The organism is Streptomyces sp. NPDC012510, assembly GCF_042955065.1.
GTDB lineage: Bacteria > Actinomycetota > Actinomycetes > Streptomycetales > Streptomycetaceae > Streptomyces.
The window spans coordinates 328,772-348,162 of record NZ_JBIBEN010000005.1; the positions used below are offsets into that span (position 1 = coordinate 328,772).

The 19,391-nt window shown below is 69.8% G+C and carries 14 protein-coding genes and 1 pseudogene; 10 read left to right on the forward strand and 5 right to left on the reverse strand.

The window, feature by feature from the left end:
• The first annotated feature begins 969 nt into the window (after positions 1-969).
• The 4 genes from ACFY9I_RS11825 to ACFY9I_RS11840 all read left to right on the forward strand — a co-directional run bounded on the left by ACFY9I_RS11825 (position 970) and on the right by ACFY9I_RS11840 (position 8,134).
• Complete coding sequence (locus ACFY9I_RS11825; RefSeq protein WP_390999989.1) at positions 970-2,781, forward strand: ATP-binding cassette domain-containing protein; 1,812 nt, start codon at positions 970-972, stop codon at positions 2,779-2,781.
• A 301-nt stretch (positions 2,782-3,082) separates the two neighbouring features.
• Positions 3,083-4,861, forward strand: a complete 1,779-nt coding sequence (locus tag ACFY9I_RS11830) for a PQQ-binding-like beta-propeller repeat protein (protein WP_390999992.1) — start codon at positions 3,083-3,085, stop codon at positions 4,859-4,861.
• A gap of 303 nt (positions 4,862-5,164) precedes the next feature.
• On the forward strand, positions 5,165-7,165 hold the full coding sequence (locus tag ACFY9I_RS11835; protein WP_390999995.1) for a PQQ-binding-like beta-propeller repeat protein: 2,001 nt from the start codon (positions 5,165-5,167) through the stop codon (positions 7,163-7,165).
• A 273-nt stretch (positions 7,166-7,438) separates the two neighbouring features.
• Positions 7,439-8,134, forward strand: a complete 696-nt coding sequence (locus tag ACFY9I_RS11840; protein WP_390999998.1) for a LuxR C-terminal-related transcriptional regulator — start codon at positions 7,439-7,441, stop codon at positions 8,132-8,134.
• 132 nt (positions 8,135-8,266) lie between these two features.
• On the opposite strand, the gene ACFY9I_RS11845 is transcribed toward ACFY9I_RS11840, so the two are convergent.
• Genes ACFY9I_RS11845 through ACFY9I_RS11855 form a run of 3 tightly spaced genes read right to left on the reverse strand, consistent with a single transcriptional unit; the run spans position 8,267 to position 10,746 of the window.
• Positions 8,267-9,058 (reverse strand): ABC transporter permease, encoded by a 792-nt coding sequence (locus ACFY9I_RS11845; protein WP_391000001.1) that lies wholly within the window; start codon positions 9,056-9,058, stop codon positions 8,267-8,269.
• Positions 9,055-10,065, reverse strand: a complete 1,011-nt coding sequence (locus ACFY9I_RS11850; protein ID WP_391000004.1) for an ATP-binding cassette domain-containing protein — start codon at positions 10,063-10,065, stop codon at positions 9,055-9,057. Before ACFY9I_RS11850 ends, ACFY9I_RS11845 begins: the two co-directional genes overlap by 4 nt.
• 12 nt (positions 10,066-10,077) lie before the next feature.
• Positions 10,078-10,746 (reverse strand): DUF4097 family beta strand repeat-containing protein, encoded by a 669-nt coding sequence (locus ACFY9I_RS11855; protein ID WP_391000006.1) that lies wholly within the window; start codon positions 10,744-10,746, stop codon positions 10,078-10,080.
• A 232-nt stretch (positions 10,747-10,978) separates the two neighbouring features.
• Between ACFY9I_RS11855 and ACFY9I_RS11860 the strand changes: the two genes are divergently transcribed.
• From ACFY9I_RS11860 to galK, 4 genes are all read left to right on the forward strand, one after another.
• Complete coding sequence (locus ACFY9I_RS11860) at positions 10,979-11,713, forward strand: helix-turn-helix domain-containing protein (protein WP_391000009.1); 735 nt, start codon at positions 10,979-10,981, stop codon at positions 11,711-11,713.
• A 140-nt stretch (positions 11,714-11,853) separates the two neighbouring features.
• Positions 11,854-12,915: a galactose-1-phosphate uridylyltransferase gene (galT, locus tag ACFY9I_RS11865; RefSeq protein WP_391000012.1), complete on the forward strand. Its 1,062-nt coding sequence runs from the start codon at positions 11,854-11,856 to the stop codon at positions 12,913-12,915.
• Positions 12,912-13,874, forward strand: coding sequence for a UDP-glucose 4-epimerase GalE (gene galE, locus ACFY9I_RS11870; protein WP_391000014.1), 963 nt, complete (start codon positions 12,912-12,914; stop codon positions 13,872-13,874). The genes galT and galE overlap by 4 nt, the downstream gene beginning before the upstream one ends.
• An 82-nt stretch (positions 13,875-13,956) precedes the next feature.
• Entirely contained in the window at positions 13,957-15,117 is a 1,161-nt protein-coding gene (gene galK, locus ACFY9I_RS11875) for a galactokinase (protein WP_391000017.1), read from the forward strand.
• A 256-nt stretch (positions 15,118-15,373) separates the two neighbouring features.
• Here galK and ACFY9I_RS11880 read toward each other — a convergent pair whose 3' ends face one another.
• Positions 15,374-16,000 (reverse strand): hypothetical protein, encoded by a 627-nt coding sequence (locus ACFY9I_RS11880; RefSeq protein WP_391000020.1) that lies wholly within the window; start codon positions 15,998-16,000, stop codon positions 15,374-15,376.
• Positions 16,001-16,346: 346 nt separating this feature from the next.
• Between ACFY9I_RS11880 and mycP the strand changes: the two genes are divergently transcribed.
• The gene (mycP, locus tag ACFY9I_RS11885) at positions 16,347-17,738 is read left to right on the forward strand and encodes a type VII secretion-associated serine protease mycosin (protein ID WP_391000023.1); all 1,392 of its coding nucleotides are present in this window, start codon (positions 16,347-16,349) and stop codon (positions 17,736-17,738) included.
• Between the two features lie 503 nt (positions 17,739-18,241).
• On the opposite strand, the gene ACFY9I_RS11890 is transcribed toward mycP, so the two are convergent.
• The gene (locus tag ACFY9I_RS11890) at positions 18,242-18,892 is read right to left on the reverse strand and encodes a hypothetical protein (protein ID WP_391000026.1); all 651 of its coding nucleotides are present in this window, start codon (positions 18,890-18,892) and stop codon (positions 18,242-18,244) included.
• A 78-nt stretch (positions 18,893-18,970) separates the two neighbouring features.
• Here ACFY9I_RS11890 and ACFY9I_RS11895 point away from each other — a divergent pair.
• Positions 18,971-19,078 (forward strand): annotated as a pseudogene (locus tag ACFY9I_RS11895) (IS5/IS1182 family transposase); the annotation flags it as partial.
• Positions 19,079-19,391 lie beyond the last annotated feature (313 nt).

Below are 19,391 nucleotides of genomic sequence, written 5' to 3' on the forward strand. Positions count from 1 at the left end.
CTCAGGTTCTACCGCCGCGCCCCCCCCCGCCCCCGGGGGGGGGGGGGGGCCGGGGCGGGGGGGGGGCGGGGGGGCCCCCCCCCCCGGGGGGGGCCGGGGGGGGGGGGGCCCCGGGGCCCCACGGCACTGTGGTGCGCGTATCAGGCGGATGTGCGTACACGGACAGGCCACGGGAGCGCTGACGGCGACGGGCGAGGAGACGGCGGAGCCGGCGTCGGCGGCGGACGCGTCGGTGGTCGACCGACCGGAAGCGGGTCCGGTGGCGCCGCCGTCGTCACCGTCACCGCTCGGGGGCCCTGCAGCAGGCGGTCGGCTGCCCGTTCCGACGCCGGTCGGGGCGGAGGCGGAGGCCACCGGGGCCGGGCATGGCGCCGGAGCGCGTGCCCTGCCCCGGGCAGCCGTTCCCGGCCGCTGGCCCGGGCAATCGTTCCTGTTCGTCTGGCCCGGCAGCCGTTTCCGGCCCCTGGCCCGGGCAACCGTTCCGTTCGTCTGACCCAGCAGCCTTTCCTTGGGCAGGCCCCTGCCTGGGCAACCGTTCCCTGGTCTTCTGGCTCCGGGCGCCGTTCCTGACATGCGTCTTGGCGGCTGTCCCTCGTTCCGTTCCCGGCGGCCGTTCCGGGCCCCTGCCTGGGCAATCGTCCCCGCTTCTCTGGTCCGCAGCCGTTCCCGACACCGGTCTCTGCGGCGTGTTCCTGGCTCCGCTTCGGCCACCGCCCTTGGCGTCCTTCCTGGGGGCCGCCGCGGTCCTCGCCCTGGGTGGGTGACCTTGGGCCTTGCCCTGGGGGCCGGCCCTCCGCTCTGTCCCTGGGCGGCGGCCGCCCGGCCACGCCCAGGGGCACGCCGAGCCAGCGCGCGCCCGGTAGTCGTCCTCGGCGGCGGCCCGGCTCGGGGGCCGCCCCCGCCGCCCGTCACACCCCCGTCCCCCGACGACTACCCTGGAGGGTCGATCGTCCCCGTGGCAGGAGAGTAATGGCCGTCAACCTGGTCAATGTCGAGAACGTCAGCAAGGTGTACGGCACCCGTGCCCTGCTCGACGGGGTCTCGCTCGGCGTCTCCGAAGGGGACCGGATCGGTGTCGTGGGGCGGAACGGGGACGGCAAGACCACCCTCATCCGGATGCTCGCCAAGCTGGAGGAGGCCGACACGGGGCGGGTCACCCACTCCGGCGGCATCCACCTCGGCGTGCTCACCCAGCACGACTCCCTGGACCCCACGGCCACCGTCCGGCACGAGGTCATCCGGGACATGGCGGACCACGAGTGGGCGGGCAACGCCAAGATCCGGGACGTGCTCACCGGGCTGTTCGGGGGCTTGGACCTGCCGGGGTTCCCGCAGGGTCTGGACACCGTCATCGGTCCCCTCTCCGGCGGTGAGCGGCGGCGCATCGCGCTCGCCAAGCTGCTCATCGAGGAGCAGGACCTGATCGTCCTCGACGAGCCCACCAACCACCTCGACGTGGAAGGAATCTCCTGGCTCGCGAACCATCTGCGCGAGCGGCGCTCCGCACTCGTCTGCGTCACCCACGACCGGTGGTTCCTGGACCAGGTCTGCACCCGGATGTGGGACGTGCAGAAGGGCACGGTCTTCGAGTACGAGGGCGGCTACTCGGACTATGTCTTCGCCCGCGCCGAGCGGGAACGCATCGCCGCCACCGAGGAGACCAAGCGGCAGAACCTGGTCCGCAAGGAGCTGGCGTGGCTGCGGCGAGGTGCCCCGGCCCGCACGTCGAAGCCGAGGTTCCGGGTGGAGGCGGCCAACGAGCTGATCGCGGACGTGCCGCCGCCGCGCGACACCAGCGAGCTGATGAAGTTCGCGTCGTCCCGGCTGGGAAAGTCCGTGTTCGACCTGGAGAACGTCACCGTGCAGGCCGGCCCGAAGGTGCTGCTGAAGCATCTGACGTGGCAGCTCGGGCCGGGCGACCGGATCGGCCTCGTCGGGGTCAACGGCGCCGGCAAGACCTCCCTGCTGCGGGCCATGGCGGACGCCGCGCGCAGCGAGGGCGAGAAGCAGCCGGCCGCCGGGCGGGTCGTCACCGGCAAGACGGTCAAGCTGGCCTACCTCTCCCAGGAGGTCGCCGAACTCGACCCGAACCTGCGGGTGCTCCAGGCCGTACAGCAGATCCGTGACCGCGTCGACCTCGGCAAGGGACGCGAGATGACGGCGGGGCAGCTCTGCGAGACCTTCGGGTTCAACAAGGAGAAGCAGTGGACGCCGGTGGGGGACCTCAGCGGTGGTGAGCGGCGACGGCTCCAACTGCTGCGCCTGCTGATGGACGAGCCCAACGTCCTCTTCCTCGACGAGCCGACGAACGACCTCGACATCGAGACCCTCACCCAACTGGAGGACCTGCTCGACGGGTGGCCCGGGTCGATGATCGTGATCTCCCACGACCGGTTCTTCATCGAGCGCACGACCGACAAGGTGTTCGCGCTCCTCGGCGACGCGACACTGCGGATGCTGCCGCGCGGGATCGACGAGTACATCGAACGGCGCCACAGGATGGAGGAGGCCGCGGCCAGTGCGGCCGGGGTCGCCGCGAAGCCCGCCGCGGAGGCCGCGCAGAAGAGCGCCGCCGACTCCCGTGCCGCGAAGAAGGAACTCCAGAAGATCGAGCGGCAGTTGGACAAGGTCTCCGAGAAGGAGGCGAAGTTGCACGCGCGGATCGCCGAGAACGCCACCGATTTCGCGAAGGTGGGGGAGTTGGACGCCGAGTTGCGGGCGCTGCTCGGGGAGAAGGAAGAGCTGGAGATGAGGTGGCTGGAACTCGCGGATGACGCGTAGCGGTTCGGCGCTGATCGCGCGGTTCCCCGCGCCCCCTCGGGGCGCTGCCCCCGCACGACGCTGTCCAGTAACTCTCGCCCGCAGAGGGCGTATCGCGCAGGGCGCGCACGTCCCGTGAAGGGGGCGTGAAGGAGCGTAACGAGGGCATCACGGGCCGGTCCTCCCTTGGGAACAGGGGAGCGACCGGCCCCGTGCGTGGGAGCGTCGCAGTGATAGAAAGAGCCGTCTGAGAACAGTCTGAGAAGCGACACCACGCGTGACCACGGGTGGCTCGAAAGCAGCGAACAGGGGGAGAGCGCTGATGACTCAGCCACCCGATCAGCCACCACAGGGCGGCTACGGAGCACCGCAGAACCCGCCACCGCCGTCACAGCCGCAACCACCGCAACAGCCGTACGGCTACCCGCAGACGCCCCCGCCGCAGGGTCCGCCCGCGCCGAGCCCCGGCTACGGCTACCCCCAGCAGCCCTCCGCGCACCAGGGGCCGTACGCCCCACCGCAGCAGCCCGGCCCGTACACGCAGCCCGGCCCGTACAACCCGGCGTCGCAGGCCGGTTACGGCTACCCGCAGTCGCAGTACCCGGGCGCGCCCACCCCGCCGCCGGGCGGTGGCGGCGGTGGTTCCAGGAACCCCTTCAAGGGCAAGCCGGCGCTGGCCGTCGGCGCCGCGGTGGCCGCCCTGCTCGTGATCGGCGGCACGGTCTTCGCGGTGACGTCGCTCGGGGACGACGGCGCGAAGAAGCCCGTCGCCAAGGAGAGCACGAGCCCCACGGAGGACGGCAAGCCCTCCCCCTCGCCCACCCAGCCCGTCAACGAGGGCGACGGCAGCGGTGACGGCGGCGAGGATCTCGACATCTCCGACCTCAACGCGGACCGCAAGGCCGGCGAGGCGAAGGTGCTCTGGTACAAGAGCGCACCCGACGTCCCGGGCTCCGGCGCGTCCGCCCCCGGCCTGTGGGTCACCGACAAGGTCGCGGTGAAGCCGGCGTACAAGCAGCTGTTCGCCTACGACGTCCAGAGCGGCGACCCCGCCTGGGACCCCATCGAGTTCCCCGGAAAGATCTGCGCGGTCACCCCGAAGGCCACCTCCGGCGACCGGGCCGTGATCGCGTACCAGAAGAGCACCGCGAAGAACGCCGACTGCGACCAGCTCCAGCAGATCGACCTGAACACCGGTGAGAAGGGCTGGTCGGCGGAGCTGGAGAAGGGCGACCTGTTCGACAGCGCCGGCACCGAAGCACTGTCCGTCGTCGGGGACACGCTCCTGGTGGCCCGTTCGCAGTCCGGGACGGCGTACGACATCAACACCGGCAAGAAGCTGTTCGACAAGAAGACCTACGGCCAGTCCTGCTACCCCTCCGGTTTTGCGGGCGGCGCCCGCCTGATCGTCGTCTCCTCCTGCGCGGTGACCACCGACAAGGAGCACGACGAGGTCCAGGAGCTGGACCCGAAGACCGGCAAGGCCACGTGGACGCGGAAGATCCCCAAGGGCTGGAAGGTCGAACACGCCTACTCCGTGGACCCGGTCGTCCTCTACCTCACCAACGAGGAGGAGAACACCTGGAACGTCTCCACCCTGAAGGCCGACGGCTCGACCCGCTCGCAGCTCGACGTCGAGGGCTCGTTCGCGCCCGAGTGCGGCGGCGGGATCCTCATCGGAGAGCTCCAGGGCTGCACGGGCCTCGCGGTCGACGCGAACACGCTCTATCTGCCGACGGAGGAGAAGGACGGCACGAACGAGGTCGTCGCGCTGAACCTCGCCACCGGCAAGGAGAAGTGGCGCGTCAAGTCGCCCTCCGCCGACGCGGTGATGACGCCGGTGAAGACCGACGGCTCGAAGCTGATCGCGTACGTGGAGTCGACGTACAGCTCGGGCGGCCGGATCGTGTCCGTCCCGACCAGCGGCAGCGGCCACAAGACGACCGAGCTGCTGCGGATGCCGGCGAGCGCCGCGGAGATCGAGAGCTCCTTCTACTCGAAGGCCATCGACTACGTGGACGGGCGCTTCTACATCTCCTCGACCCTGCTGAGCGGTGTCGACGACGCGAAGGAGAAGTTGATGCTGGCCTACGGCAAATGACGCGCGCGACCGACCCACGGCGAGCAGAGCGCGCGACCGACCTACGGCGATCAAGGCGCGCGACCGGCCCACGGCCGACAAGGTGCGCGACAGCCGCGGGCTGCCGCCCGGCCGTCCCGGACCGCCGTCGCCCGGCCGTCCCGGACCGCCGTCGCCCGGCCGTCCCGGACCGCCGTCGCCCGGCCGTCCCGAACGGCCGTCGCCCCGCCCCGGACCGCCGTCGCCCGGCCCCGCCGTGACCCGGTCGTCTTCACCCTTCGTCCGACACCCGTCCGCCCAGATCCGCTCCGAGGTATCCACGTCATGACGCAGCCGCCGCCCCCGCCGAACCAGCCGCCGGGCCCGCCCCCCAACCAGCCGCCCGCCCAGCCCTCGGCCCAGGGCCAGCCTCCGGCGCAGCCTCCGCAGGACGCCCCGCCGCAGGGCGGCTTCGGCGCGCCCACGCCCCCGCCGGACGGCGGCTTCGGCGCCCCGACACCCCCGCCGCAGGGCCCGCCCGCACAGGCGCCCGGCTACGGCTACCCCCAGCAGCCGCCCGCGCAGCAGACCCCGCCTCCGGCCCAGCCCCCGCAGGCGCCCCCGCCCGCGCAGGGCCCCGGTTACGGCTACCCGCAGCAGACCCCGCCGCCGCAGCCCGGTTACGGCTACCCGGCCCAGCAGCCCGGCCAGCCGGGCCCCTACGGCCAGCCGCAGCCCGGACCGTACGGCCAGCCCCAGCCCGGCCCCTACGGGCAGCAGCCCTACGGCTATCAGCCGCAGACCATGCCGATGCACCCCCAGGTGGGACAGGCTCCGGGCGGTCCGGGCGGCAAGAAGAAGCCCAACTCCACGGCGATCATCATCACCGCCGCGGTCGCGGCCATCGCGCTCATCGTCGGCGGCGGCGTCTATGTCGCCACCTCCAGCGGCGACGACGACAACGGCAAGAACGACACCGCCAGTTCGGAGGGCACCTCCGGCGGCAAGGACGAGCCCAAGAACGACGACGGCGGCTCCTCGTCGTCCGGCGGTTCCTCCTCCGGTGGTGTCGAGATCCCGACCGAGGCGCAGGAGAAGGCGCCCTCCAGCACCAGCGCGAAGATCCTCTTCCAGGTGCCGGCGCACGAGGTCAAGGAGAAGCTGCAGATCGACAGCGTCAAGGGCTCCTGGCTGACGAAGACCACGTACGCCAAGTCCGCGCTGAACAAGATCGTCGGCTACGACCCGGACAGCGGGAAGTCCAGGTGGACGCTGGACCTGGCCGGTCAGACCTGCGCGGGTTCCCGTGAGATCACCGCCGATGGCATCGCCGTCGTGGTGACCGAGTCCGCCAAGCGCAAGAACAACGACGACCGCCAGCCCTGCACCGAGGTCACCGCCTTCGACGTGGAGACCGGCAAGGAGGTGTGGACCAAGAGCGCCGACCTCAGCGGCAGCAAGGTGCCGTTCGGCGAGGTCACCATCTCCGGCACCACCGTCGCCGTGGGCGGCGGCTACTCCGGCGGTGCCGCCTTCGACGTCAACTCCGGCAAGCTGCTGTGGTCGCCGAAGGCCGGCGAGTGCACCGACGAGGGCTACGCGGGCGGCGCCCAGCTGGTCGCGGTCCGCAAGTGCGGTGACTACGGGAGCGAGACCTTCGAGATCCAGCTGCTCGACCCCAGGTCCGGCAGTGTGAAGTGGACCTACAAGGTGCCCTCCGGCATCCAGCGCGCCAAGGTCATCTCCACCCAGCCGGTGGTCTTCGGCGTGGTGACGGGCAGCGACGTCCCGCTGACCGGTACGACCGACATCTTCTCGCTCGACGAGAAGGGCAAGCTGCGCGCCAAGATCTCCATCCCGGACGACAAGTACGACTACGAGTGCCCGGTCCGGGGCGTCTGGGCGTGCAGGGGCATCACCGTCGGCAACGACAAGGTGTACATGCCGACGAAGGACCACGACGGCACCGGGTCCTACAGCTCCACGAACGAGATCGTCTCCTTCTCGCTGGCCACCGGTAAGCCCACCGGCGACCGGGTCGACGCGGGCGACGACTACGAACTGTTCCCGATCCGCATGGACGGGCCGAACATCATCGCCTTCAAGGACGGCCCGTACGACAAGGGCGCCCAGATCGTCTCCGTCGACGGCAAGTCGCTCAAGCAGACCACGCTCCTGGAGACCCCCTCCTCGGAGTCGGTGCTGCGTGCGATCAGCGCGATGACGCCGACGATGAGCGAGATGCTCTACACCGACGGGCGGTGGTTCATCGGCTCGGAACTCGTCAGCAAGCCGTACTCGGACGACGAGAAGGAGTACACGGCGCTCGGTTTCGGGGTGAAGTGACCTAACGCGCCCCCTCGGCCTCGTGACACGGCCCCGCCCCAGCTCAGGGGCGGGGCCGTGCACGTTTCCCTCATCACGCTCGAATGGGAGGGAATTTCGGTAATCCGGGGCACTTCTCTCCGATAGGGGGAGCGCAACGTCGAACAAGCGTGTAGCTTCCGGGGGCATGAGAGCGGGGGAGCAGACGGGGAAGTCGGGGGGCTTCTGTCCGTGCGGACCAGTGGCCAGCCATAGTTGGCAACCATCTGGGGGGACTGGGGGTGGGGTGGCTCGATGGGAGTCCGGCTCATGGTGGTCGACGACCACCGACTGCTCGCCGAGGCGCTGGCCTCGGCGTTGAAGCTGCGGGGGCACCGGGTGCTCGCCGCAGCCGCGCCCGCCGCGGGTGCGGCGGAGCTGGTGATCACCAGGGCACCCGAGGTGTGCCTGCTTGGCACGGCGGCACCCGCCGAGCCGGGGATCTTCGACCCGGTGGTGAAGATCAAGCGTGAACGTCCGCAGGTGGCGGTCCTGGTCCTCGGGCCGGTGCCCAACCCTCGTGGTATCGCGGCCGCGTTCGCCGCGGGCGCCTCGGGCTACGTGCGGCACGACGAGCGCATCGAGGGGGTCGAGCGGGCCATCATGAAGGCCCGCGCGGGGGAGGCGGCGGTGGCGCCGCAGTTGCTCCAGAGCGCGTTCAGCGAGCTGTTGAACCCGGCAGCCCAGCCGGACGACGAGGGCCAGCGGCTGCTGCAGATGCTGACCCCTCGTGAGGTCGAGGTGCTGGTCCGGGTCGCGGACGGAGAGGACACCAGGCTGATCGCGGCCGGCATGGGCATCGCCCCGTCCACGGCCCGCACCCATGTCCAGCGGGTCCTGATGAAGCTGGGCGTCGGCTCCCGGCTGGAGGCGGCGGCGTTGGCGGCCCGCACGGGACTGCTGGACCGCGCGGGCCCGGTGCCGCACTCCCCGCCGGGAGCGGAGGCGTAGGGCGGCTTCGGCCTGGCGGAGCCGCGAGCGGCAGCCGCGGAACGCCGAGGGGCGGCGTACGCCGACGTGGTGTCGGAGTGCGCCGCCCTGGGGCGGATCGAGGTGCGGGGGTGGCCCGCGCTGTCACGGCGGTTACTTCGGGTCGCGGTTGAACTTCGCCGTGGACCAGCGGTAACCGAGCGCGGTCAGGCCGAGGCACCAGACGACCGCGAGCCACCCGTTGTGGCCGATCTCGGTGCCGAGCAGCAGCCCGCGCAGGGTTTCGATGGCGGGGGTGAAGGGCTGGTACTCGGCGATCGGCTGGAACCAGCCCGGCATGGAGTCGACCGGGGTGAAGGCGCTGGACAGCAGCGGCAGCAGGATCAGCGGCGTCGCGTTGTTGCTGGCCGCCTCGGCGTTGGGGCTGGACAGGCCCATGCCGACCGCGATCCAGGTGAGCGCCAGGGTGAAGAGCACGAGCAGCCCCAACGCCGCCAGCCACTCCAGGGCGTTCGCGTCCGTGGACCGGAAGCCGATGGCCACGCCGACGGCGCCCACGAGGACCACGCTCATGACCGACTGCAGCAGGCTGCCGACGACGTGTCCGACGAGCACCGAGGGGCGGTGGATGGCCATCGTGCGGAAGCGGGCGATGATGCCCTCGTTCATGTCGTTGGAGACGGAGACCGCGGTCCCGATCACGGTGGAGCCGACGGTCATCAGCAGCAGGCCCGGGACGAGGTAGGCGATGTACGCGGAGCGGTCCGGAGCGCCACCGCTGATGCCCGCGCTCATCGTGTCGCCGAAGATGTAGACGAAGAGCAGCAGCAGCATGATCGGGGTGAGCAGCAGGTTCAGTGTGAGGGAGGGATAGCGCCGGGCGTGCAGGAGGTTGCGGCGCAGCATGGTGGACGAGTCGCGGACGGCGAGGGAGAGGGCGCTCATCGGACGTTCTCCTTGGTCTGGTCGGCCTGCTTGGCCTGGTGGGGCTGGTCGGTCCGGTCGGTCCGGTTGGTCTGGTGGGGGACGTCGGCCGGGCCGGTGAGGGCGAAGAAGACGTCGTCGAGGTCGGGTGTGTGCACGGTCAGCTCGTCGGCCTCGATGCCGGTGACGTCCAGGCGGTCGAGGAGGGAGCGCAGTGCGCGCTGGCTGCCGTCGCTGGGGACCTGCAGGGCGAGCGCCTCGTCGTCCCGGGTGACGTCGCCCAGTGCGGTGGCGGCCGACCGGTAGGCGGTGGGGTCGGTGAAGCGAAGCCGGACGTGGCCGCCGGGGATGAGGCGCTTGAGTTCGTCGGCGGTGCCCTCGGCGGCGATCCTGCCGTTGTTCAGGACCGCGATGCGGTCGGCGAGTTCGTCGGCTTCTTCGAGGTACTGGGTGGTGAGGAAGACGGTGACGCCGTCGGAGACGAGTTCGCGGATGATCTGCCACATGCTGTGGCGGGAGCGGGGGTCGAGGCCGGTGGTGGGTTCGTCGAGGAAGATGATGCGGGGGTCGCCGACGAGGGTCATGGCGATGTCCAGGCGGCGTTTCATGCCGCCGGAGTAGGTGGAGGCGGGCTTCTTGGCCGCCTCGGTGAGGTCGAAGCGTTCCAGGAGTCCGGTGGTGACCCGCTGCCCTTCCCGCTTGGGTAGGTGGTGCAGGTCGGCCATGAGGAGCATGTTCTCCTCGCCGGTGATGAGGCCGTCGACGGCGGAGAACTGGCCGGTGACACCGATCGAGGAGCGGACGGCCTGTGGGGCGGTGGCGATGTCGTGGCCCGCGATCCGGGCCTGTCCGCCGTCGGCGGAGATGAGGGTGGAGAGGATCTTGACGGCGGTGGTCTTGCCGGCGCCGTTCGGACCGAGCAGGGAGAAGATCGTTCCTTCGGGCACGGCCAGGTCGACGCCGTCGAGGACGGTCTTGTCGCCGTAGGACTTGCGCAGCCCGTTCGCCGCGATGGCCAGGTTCGTCATGGTGGGTGCTCCTCAGAGGCCGCGGGCGGTGATGTCGCCGTAGGCGGTGGTGGCGTGGATGCGCAGGTCGGGGGTGCCCGCGGTGTTCCTGAGCGTGTTGTGGATCCGGCCGTAGGCGGTGCCGGCGTCCAGGGAGGCGGAGGCACCGTGGGTGGCCCCCACCGAGATGTCGCCGTGCTCGGTGCGCAGCGTGACGGTGCCGCGCACGGCCTCGGTGATACGAAGGTCGCCCTTCTGGGTGCTGATCTCCGCCGGGCCGCCCAGGCGGCCGACCGAGACGTCGCCGGCGAGGAGGGCGAGGCGGGCGCTCGCGGTCTCGTCGAGCTTGACCGTGCCGTGCGCACCCTCGAAGGCGACGTCGCCGAGCCGTCCGACGCCCCGGACCTCGGCGCTGGCCGCCTTCGCCTCGACGCGGGAGCCCGCGGGCAGTTGGACGGTCACCTCGACGGCTCCGGAGTTGCCGAGGATCCGGTTCTTCGGTGCCGGGGCCCCGACGCGGAGGACGCCGTCGTCGTAGGCGACCTCGATCTGTTCCGCCGCCTTCACGTCACGGCTCTTGGAGGCGTCGGCGGGCAGGATCTCCACCGTGGTGTCGGCCCGGTCGGCGGCGATGAACCGGATGTGTCCCGCGGGGATGTCGAGGACGGCGGAGACCGGGGCGGGGGTGTCGAACGTCTGCATGGTGCGCTCCTTCGCTGCGGTGTTTCTGATGATGGAAACGCTACGTTGCATTCATGGAATCGGCAACATAATCGTTGCGCAATGTGGCCGTATCTGCAGGTGAAGGCAGTGATTTCATTGCAATGAGCTCAGGATCAACGCAACGCGCCTCCCGTTGAGCGTTGCAATGAATTGATGGTGAACGCTATGCTGGGCGCGACGGGGGTCGTTCGGGACCATGAAGGAGACCGCTGTGCCGGGAGGCAGGCTCACCCAGCAGGAACGCCAGCAGATCGCGTCGGGCCTGGCCGACGGCCTCGCCTACGCGGAGATCGCCAGAGGGCTGGACCGTCCGACCTCGACGATCACGCGTGAGGTGATGCGCAACGGCGGCCCCACCGCCTACCGCGCCGACCTCGCCCATCGCGCCACGGAGCGCCGCGCCCACCGCCGCAGGCCCACCGCGTCACGGGGTGCGGAGTCGCCCCCGCAGGCCCACGGTCGCGACGCCGGGGCCGTGCGCGAGTACGAGGAGGCGCTGACCACCGTCTTCATACAGTCGGGTACGCCCAAGATGATGGCCCGGGTGATGGCCTGTCTCTGCGTCAGCGACGCGGGCAGTCTCACCGCGTCCGAACTCGTCCAGCGCCTCCAGGTCAGCCCGGCGTCCATCTCCAAGGCGGTCGCGTTCCTGGAGACCCAGGGCCTCGTCCGCAGGGAGCGCGACGATCGCCGCCGTGAGCGCTATGTCATCGACGCCGACGTCTGGTACCAGTCGATGATCGCCAGCGCCCGGGCCATCGCCCGGATCGTCGAGACCGCACGGCAGGGCGTGGGCGTCCTCGGCCCCGGCACACCGGCCGCCGTCCGCATGGAGAACATCGCCCGCTTCCTCGACTTCGTCTCCGAGAGCACCGCCCGGGCCGCGGACCAGGCGCGCGCGATCCTCCACACCGGGCCCGGGACAGCCTCGGACGACACCATCTGAGTCCGCGGCTGAGCAGATCCGCGTCTCAGTCGCCTCAGTTGGCATCTGGTGTTGTTTGTTTATTTCTGATGGTGACAAACGTCGGAACTTGTGCTTTGATGTGTTTGGTTCTGTTTGATGGGTGGGATGGGGAGTGCGGAGTGAAGAAGACCTCGACCCGGCTGGCCGACGGTCGTGAGCTGATCTACTACGACCTGCGCGACGACACCGTGCGCGACGCGGTGGACAAGCGGCCCCTGGAGCGCACCGTCACCACCTCGGAGGTGCGGCGTGACCCGCTGCTCGGCGACTCCGTGGCGATCGCCTCGCACCGCCAGGGCCGCACCTACCACCCCCCGGCGAACGAATGTCCGCTCTGCCCCTCCGAGGGTGACAGGCTGAGCGAGATCCCCGACTCCTCCTACGACGCGGTGGTGTTCGAGAACCGCTTCCCGTCACTGGCCGGCGACTCCGGCCGCTGCGAGGTCGTCTGCTTCACCTCGGACCACAACGCGTCCTTCGCCGACCTGACCGAGGAGCAGGCCCGCCTCGTCCTGGAGGCCTGGACCGACCGCACCGCGGAGCTGTCGCATCTCCCCTCCGTCGAGCAGGTCTTCTGCTTCGAGAACCGGGGCGCCGAGATCGGTGTGACCCTCGGCCACCCCCACGGGCAGATCTACGCCTACCCCTTCACCACCCCCCGCACCGCCCTGATGCTGCGCTCGCTGGCGGCCCACAAGGACGCCACCGGCGGCGAGAACCTCTTCGACGCCGTCCTGGAGCGGGAGCTGGCCGACGAGCGGGTGGTGCTCCAGACCGAGCACTGGGTCGCCTTCGTGCCGTACGCGGCGCACTGGCCGTACGAGGTGCACCTCTACCCCAGGCGCCGGGTGCCGGACCTGCTCGCGCTCGACGAGGACGCCCGCTCGGAATTCCCCGAGGTCTATCTGGAACTCCTGAGGCGCTTCGACCGGATCTTCGGTGAGGGCGAGCCTCCGACGCCGTACATCTCGGCCTGGCACCAGGCCCCGTTCGGCACGCTGGAGGAGTTCGAGGGTGTCCAGCGCGAGGACTTCGGGCTGCACCTTGAGCTCTTCACCATTCGCCGCACCACCGGCAAGCTGAAGTTTCTCGCGGGTTCCGAATCCGGCATGAACGTGTTCATCAACGACGTGCCGCCGGAGCGCGCGGCCGAGCGACTGCGAGAGGTAGCGAGTTCATGAGCGGGAAGTACCTGGTCACCGGTGGCGCGGGCTATGTCGGCAGCGTGGTCGCCCAGCATCTGCTGGAGGCGGGCCACGAGGTCGTCGTCCTCGACAACCTCTCCACGGGCTTCCGCGAGGGCGTGCCCGCCGGCGCGGCCTTCATCGAGGGCGACATCCGCGACGCCGCCAAGTGGCTCGACGACTCCTTCGACGCCGTCCTCCACTTCGCCGCGTTCTCCCAGGTCGGCGAGTCCGTGGTGAAGCCCGAGAAGTACTGGGACAACAACGTCGGCGGCACCATGGCGCTGCTCGCCGCGATGCGCGAGGCGGGCGTCCGCAAGCTGGTCTTCTCCTCCACGGCCGCCACCTACGGCGAGCCGGAGACCACCCCGATCGTGGAGTCCGCGCCGACGAAGCCGACCAACCCCTACGGCGCCTCCAAGCTGGCCGTCGACCACATGATCACCGGTGAGGCGGCCGCCCACGGGCTGGGCGCGGTGTCGCTGCGCTACTTCAACGTCGCCGGCGCCTACGGCTCCTGCGGCGAGCGCCACGACCCCGAATCCCACCTGATCCCGCTGGTGCTGCAGGTCGCGCAGGGCAGGCGGGACGCGATCTCCGTCTACGGCGACGACTACCCGACCCCGGACGGCACCTGTATCCGCGACTACATCCACGTCGCCGACCTGGCCGAGGCCCACCTGCTGGCGGTCGCCGCCGCGCAACCCGGCGAGCACCTCATCTGCAACCTCGGCAACGGCAACGGCTTCTCCGTCCGCGAGGTCGTCGAGACGGTCCGCCGGGTCACCGGCCACCCGATCCCCGAGGTCGTCGCCCCGCGCCGCGCGGGCGACCCGGCGACCCTGGTCGCCTCCGCCGCAACGGCCCGCGAACGCCTCGGCTGGAACCCCTCCCGCGCGGACCTCGACGAGATCGTCGCGGACGCGTGGAGGTTCGCGCAGGCGCGCGCCGAGTAGCGCGGGTGCGCATCCGCGCGCCCCACGTAGTGTGCTGGCTTCGCCAGTTGATCAGGCAAGTACGAAAGGTCAGGGTCAGGGGATGAGCGAGGCTGTCGTCGTCGCCGAGCGGTTCGAGGAGCTGTACGGGGCGGAGCCGGAGGGAGTGTGGGCCGCGCCGGGCCGGGTGAACCTCATCGGCGAGCACACCGACTACAACGACGGCTTCGTCATGCCCTTCGCCCTCCCGCACACCACGATCGCGGCGGTGTCCCGGCGCACGGACGGCCGTCTGCGCCTGCACTCCGACGACATCGAGGGCGGTGTGGTCGAGCTGGCCCTGGACGACCTCACCCCCGAGGCCGACCGCGGCTGGACCGCGTACCCCTCCGGCGTCGTCTGGGCCCTGCGCGAGGCCGGCCACACGGCCGTCACCGGCGCCGACATCCACCTCGCCTCCTCCGTGCCGACAGGCGCCGGGCTGTCCTCCTCGGCGGCCCTGGAAGTGGTCGTGGCCCTCGCCCTCAACGACCTCTTCGACCTGAACCTCAAGGGCTGGCAGCTGGCCCGCCTCTGCCAGCGCGCGGAGAACGTCTACGTCGGCGCCCCGACCGGGATCATGGACCAGACGGCCTCCGCGTGCTGCGAGGCCGGCCACGCCCTGTTCCTCGACACACGGGACCTCTCCCAGCGGCAGATCCCCTTCGACCTGGCCGCCGAGGGCATGCAGCTCCTCGTCGTCGACACCCAGGTCAAGCACTCCCACAGCGAGGGCGAGTACGGCAAGCGCCGCGCCGGCTGCGAGAAGGGCGCCGCCCTGCTCGGCGTCGACGCGCTGCGGGACATCGTCTACGACGAGCTGGACGTGGCCCTGGACCGCCTCGGCGACGAGGAGGAGGTCCGCCGCCTGGTCCGCCACGTGGTCACGGAGGACCAGCGTGTGGAACGTGTGGTCTCCCTCCTGGAGTCGGGCGAGACCCGTGCGATCGGGCCCGTCCTGGTCGAGGGCCACGCCTCCCTCCGCGACGACTTCCGCATCTCCTGCCCCGAACTGGACCTCGTCGTCGACACCGCGATCGGCGCGGGCGCCCTGGGTGCCCGGATGACCGGCGGCGGCTTCGGCGGCTCCGCGATCGTCCTAGTCGACGCCACCGACGCGGACGCGGTCACCAAGGCGGTGGAGGTGGCCTTCGCCGAGGCGGGCTTCACGGCACCCCGGGTCTTCGTGGCGGTGCCCTCGGCGGGGGCACGGCGGGTTTCGTGAGGCTGTCGGGTACGGGCGGGCGGTGACGAGGGGCAGAGCCAGACCCAGACCCCAACTCACACTGTCGAAGCCAGTACGCATACCGACCACGATGCCCGAGACCGCTGGGTGGCGGAGCGGAAAGGCCCCCGCCACTCAGGGCGCGTCACAGCGTGTGCCTCGCAGACATCGGCCATGCGATGGGCGCGCTCGATCATCTGCGGTCCGGCGGGCGCGTAGTCGAAGGTGGCGCCCTCGGCCGGGCGGGGCCGCCCGGTCAGCTGGCGAGCGAGGCGGAAGGTGCGTCCCCGTTCTGGGCCTGCTGGGCGCGCTTGGCGAGCACCCTGGCCAGGTCCCGGACTCCGTCTTTGTCGACGCCGCCCTTACCCGTGGAAGCCGCCTCGGTCCACAGCAGCGCCGTGCCGACCCGAGTCTGGGTCACGGCGCCGGCCTCGCCGAATCTGTTGGAACCGAATCGAGCGTCGCGCTCGTCACCGATCGGGCTGATCGTGAACGGCTTGGCTTTCGGTCCCGCCTTCCTGCCGTAATAGCCGTTCCAGAGCACGTCGTACGCCTCCCGGGCGGCCTGTTCGCTGTCGTAGGCGATGATCTGAAAGGTGACGATGGCGGCGTTGTCGTAGTTCTGTAAGGTCGAGGCGCCGTAGAAGCGAGAGTTCTCGCAGCCCGCGTTGCCCTTGGTGGGGCAGGCCGCCGAACGGTAGAGCTTGCCTATCTCAACGACAGTGAGTTGAGCGGAGGACCCGTACCAACCCGGCATGGCCTCGCCGTCCGGCAATGTCTCCCGTACTTGTTCCTTCGTGAGCGCCACCGCCTTACTGTTCCCGCTGTCGCCCTCCGCGCCGCCACCACAGCCGGCCAGCAGCAATGCCGCCGCACTTGCCACGCACCACCGGTAATTCCTCATGGCCATGCCACCACCCCTCGAGCGGTGATCTTACGCGGGCGGCGCCTTCACCACAGAAGGCGCCGCCCGCGACTCATGTAATCGCGTGGCGTCCACGGCCCCCGGCCCATGGGGGCCGCAACTGCGAGTGGAGGTCCGGTTCGTGAACGTGGGAGGCAACGCCCCCCCCACGTACGTCGGTCGGCCTCTTCGCCAGGTGCTGATGGTGCGAAAGCGCGGCCACGTCGCGCAGGTGAGCAAGACGACACCCCACGACAGCGCAACGGACGTCCAGTACCCCCGGTCATCGACTGACGCGTATCTATGAACGGAGACAGCGAAGCTCATGCGCACCAACGGCCCTCGATACACGCGCTCCCGTGTTGTGGCATCGGTGCTACTTGGCCTGCTGTTCGTGGGTGCTGTGGAGGCGTCGGCCCATGCAGAGTCAATTCGCGAGGAACAGTGGTTCCTCGATGCCATGAAGGCCGAGCAGATGTGGCAGACCAGCACGGGCAAGGGTGTCACGGTTGCGGTGATTGATACTGGAGTCGACCCGACCAACCCAGATCTGGAGGGCCGCGTCCTACAAGGTAAGGACTATGCCGAGGGGCAGCCCGGTGATGAGCACACCGACTATGAGGGCCACGCTATGGGTATGTCCGGGCTCATCGCCGGAACAGGTGCTTACGGAGGTGGCCAAGGTGCCTTCGGGCTCGCTCCCGGGGCGAAGATCCTTCCAATTCGTATGCCCAAGTCTATGTCGGCAGCCAACCAGGCTGATGCCATCCGACAGTTCAACGAGGCCGCACCGGAGGCGATTCGCTACGCCGCCGACAAGGGCGCCCACGTCATCAACATCTCTCTTGCAGTTTCGGATGGCTCAGCAGGGCTGACCAACGCCGTGAAGTATGCCTTGGACAAGGGTTCGTTGGTCTTCGCCGGCGTGGGTAATGACGGAGACACGACCAATCGACTCATGTACCCGGCGGCCACGCCCGGAGTGGTCGGGGTGGCCGCAGTCGGCAAGAACCTCCGCAGGACGGCTGAGTCCCAGCAGGGCCCTCAAGTAGACATGGCTGCCCCGGGCGAGGAGATGGTGCACGCCTGTGGAACCAAGAGCGGCCTGTGCGAAGGGCATGGCACCAGCGCCGCCACGGCCCTCGCCTCCGCCAGCGCCGCCCTGATCTGGTCCAAGCACCCCACCTGGACCAACAACCAGGTCCTCAGAGTCATGCTGAACACCATCGGCGCCCCCACAGACGGATCCAAGCGCAACGACTCCATCGGCTACGGCATCGTCCGCCCCCGCATCGCCCTGCAGAACCCCGGCGACCCGGGCCCGGCCGACGAATACCCGCTCCCGGACCTCGCGGCCGCAGCTTCCGCATCGCCCTCTCCCCACCCCTCGGCCACCGACGCCGACAACGCCCCGGCGGAGGACAAGACCACCGAGGAGGCGGCAGTCTCAGATTCCTCCAAGGAGAACAACATGCTGTCCATTGTCCTGGCTGCGGCCGCAGTCGTCGCACTACTCGGCATCGCCGCGGCGGTCTTCGCCATCGTCCGCAACCGCCGCCCCACACACCCCACCCCACCGCACCCGACAGCCCCATACGCACCCCCGCCAGGACAACCCCAGTACCCGGCCCCCCAATACCCGCCTTTTCCCTACGCTGCTCCACCCAGCGCTCCAAACGGCAACATCACTCCCGGTCAACAGCCAGGCTCTGGCTGAGCTACCGGAAGGCCAGCGGAGGCTACTCGTCGAGGGGACAAACGCAGTTCACCTGGACCGAGTACCGCGACCTGCTCATCGCCGCCCACCAGTTACTCGGCGCACCCATCGAGTTGGTGTGGGACAACCTCAACGTCCACAGAGACCGCCGGCTGCGGGAGTGCATCGACACTCACGACTGGATCACCTGCTACTTCCTGCCGACCTACGCACCGACCTCAACACCGTCGAAGGCATCTGGTCACTGCTGCGACGCAGCAACCAGGCCGACACTGCCTTCACCGACCGCGCCCTACCTCATGAGTGCGCTCTCGCACGGTCTCCGCAAGATCCAGTACCGCAGCTACCTCATCGACGGATGCCCGCGCTTTCATCATGGCTGAGGGGAACCGCTCTGGGACCGATTCGCGGTCTTGCTGCCCAGGCGGCTGACGCTCCACCCGGTTGCGACGCCGTCGCGCCGTCTCTTGCTTCCGTCCTGCTCCTGGCCCATGTCCACAACATCAAGAGGATTCCGGCGAGCGGCCGTTGTCGAAGACGACCCCGCGCTCGCCCACGCTCACCGGGACATTGACCCACCGGGCCTTTCCGTCGACGAACGAGGCGTACTGGCAGCGGTGGCCGGTGTCTTGGCCGTATGCGACGAGTTCGAGGTCCGGCATCTCTCCGCAGCGGAGGTGCTTGCTGACCCGGTTGTACTCCCTCCAGAACTCGCCGTAGACAGACTTTGCCGTCAGCACGGCCTGGCCCGCGTTGGTGATTTCGTATGGTTTCAAGTCACCGGTCGGCTCGTCGAAACGGATGGACCAGGGGACCTTCACGCCGTTGTAGACGACGGTGCACCGTGTGGTCACGCCCGGCTTTTCGCTCACCTTGCCGCCCTCGCACGCAGCGCTGGTCTTCCCCGGTATCCCGGCCATGGCCACCGTTTGTTTACGCATCGTCCACAGCACCCGTTCGGTGAATGGCGCCTCGTCGGTGGGTTCAGGCGGCAGAGCACCGAGCAGCGTCTTGACTGTCAGGAGCCCAGGCTCGGCCGAGGTGATCGCGACGGGGAGTTCCTTGCCGCTCTTCGGCGGCGCGGTGTCCGCAGCGCGGGAGGTGTTGTCATTCGACCCTGACCCGCCGCAGCCCGCGGTGACGAGAGCGATCACGGCTATGCCCAGGAGAGTCCTACCGATGCCCATGCAGCCCAACTTTAGCCAGACGCGCGGTCGGTCGAAATGTTCGCAGTCAACAACTTCGGCATGCTCCGGCGCTGTACCGAACGCCGGAGAACGGCCATCGAGTTCTTCCTTGCCCTGGCCAGCACCATCATCACGGTCCGCTGCCTGATCTGATGAGCCTGGACCCCCTACCGCAGGAACACCCGTCCCTGAAGCCCACGCATCCGGGGACCTACTGGCAGACGCCCTGAGTCCTGATCGATGCGTAGGCGCGAGTGTACGCCGACTACTCCGAATCTGGTTGAACAGAGAGACGTAGGAGGGCGACGGCGGCTGCGCCTGTGATCCCAGCGGGCTGGGCATCATCCGGCGGATCATGTGAGGTCTGGCCAATTTCTTTCCCTGTTGAGTGCGAGCAGAGCTGACCGGACCTCCGCTGCCGGCAGCGGCGCGACACCGCCGCTTTGAATGCTTGGGCCGGTCAGCC

Excerpts from the sequence above, each read along its gene's own strand:
- ACFY9I_RS11825 (WP_390999989.1), top strand. The coding sequence starts at position 970 with ATGGCCGTCAACCTGGTCAATGTCGAGAACGTCAGCAAGGTGTACGGC.
- ACFY9I_RS11830 (WP_390999992.1), top strand. The coding sequence starts at position 3,083 with ATGACTCAGCCACCCGATCAGCCACCACAGGGCGGCTACGGAGCACCG.
- ACFY9I_RS11835 (WP_390999995.1), top strand. The coding sequence starts at position 5,165 with ATGACGCAGCCGCCGCCCCCGCCGAACCAGCCGCCGGGCCCGCCCCCC.
- ACFY9I_RS11840 (WP_390999998.1), top strand. The coding sequence starts at position 7,439 with ATGGGAGTCCGGCTCATGGTGGTCGACGACCACCGACTGCTCGCCGAG.
- ACFY9I_RS11845 (WP_391000001.1), bottom strand. The coding sequence starts at position 9,058 with ATGAGCGCCCTCTCCCTCGCCGTCCGCGACTCGTCCACCATGCTGCGC.
- ACFY9I_RS11850 (WP_391000004.1), bottom strand. The coding sequence starts at position 10,065 with ATGACGAACCTGGCCATCGCGGCGAACGGGCTGCGCAAGTCCTACGGC.
- ACFY9I_RS11855 (WP_391000006.1), bottom strand. The coding sequence starts at position 10,746 with ATGCAGACGTTCGACACCCCCGCCCCGGTCTCCGCCGTCCTCGACATC.
- galE (WP_391000014.1), top strand. The coding sequence starts at position 12,912 with ATGAGCGGGAAGTACCTGGTCACCGGTGGCGCGGGCTATGTCGGCAGC.
- galK (WP_391000017.1), top strand. The coding sequence starts at position 13,957 with ATGAGCGAGGCTGTCGTCGTCGCCGAGCGGTTCGAGGAGCTGTACGGG.
- mycP (WP_391000023.1), top strand. The coding sequence starts at position 16,347 with ATGCGCACCAACGGCCCTCGATACACGCGCTCCCGTGTTGTGGCATCG.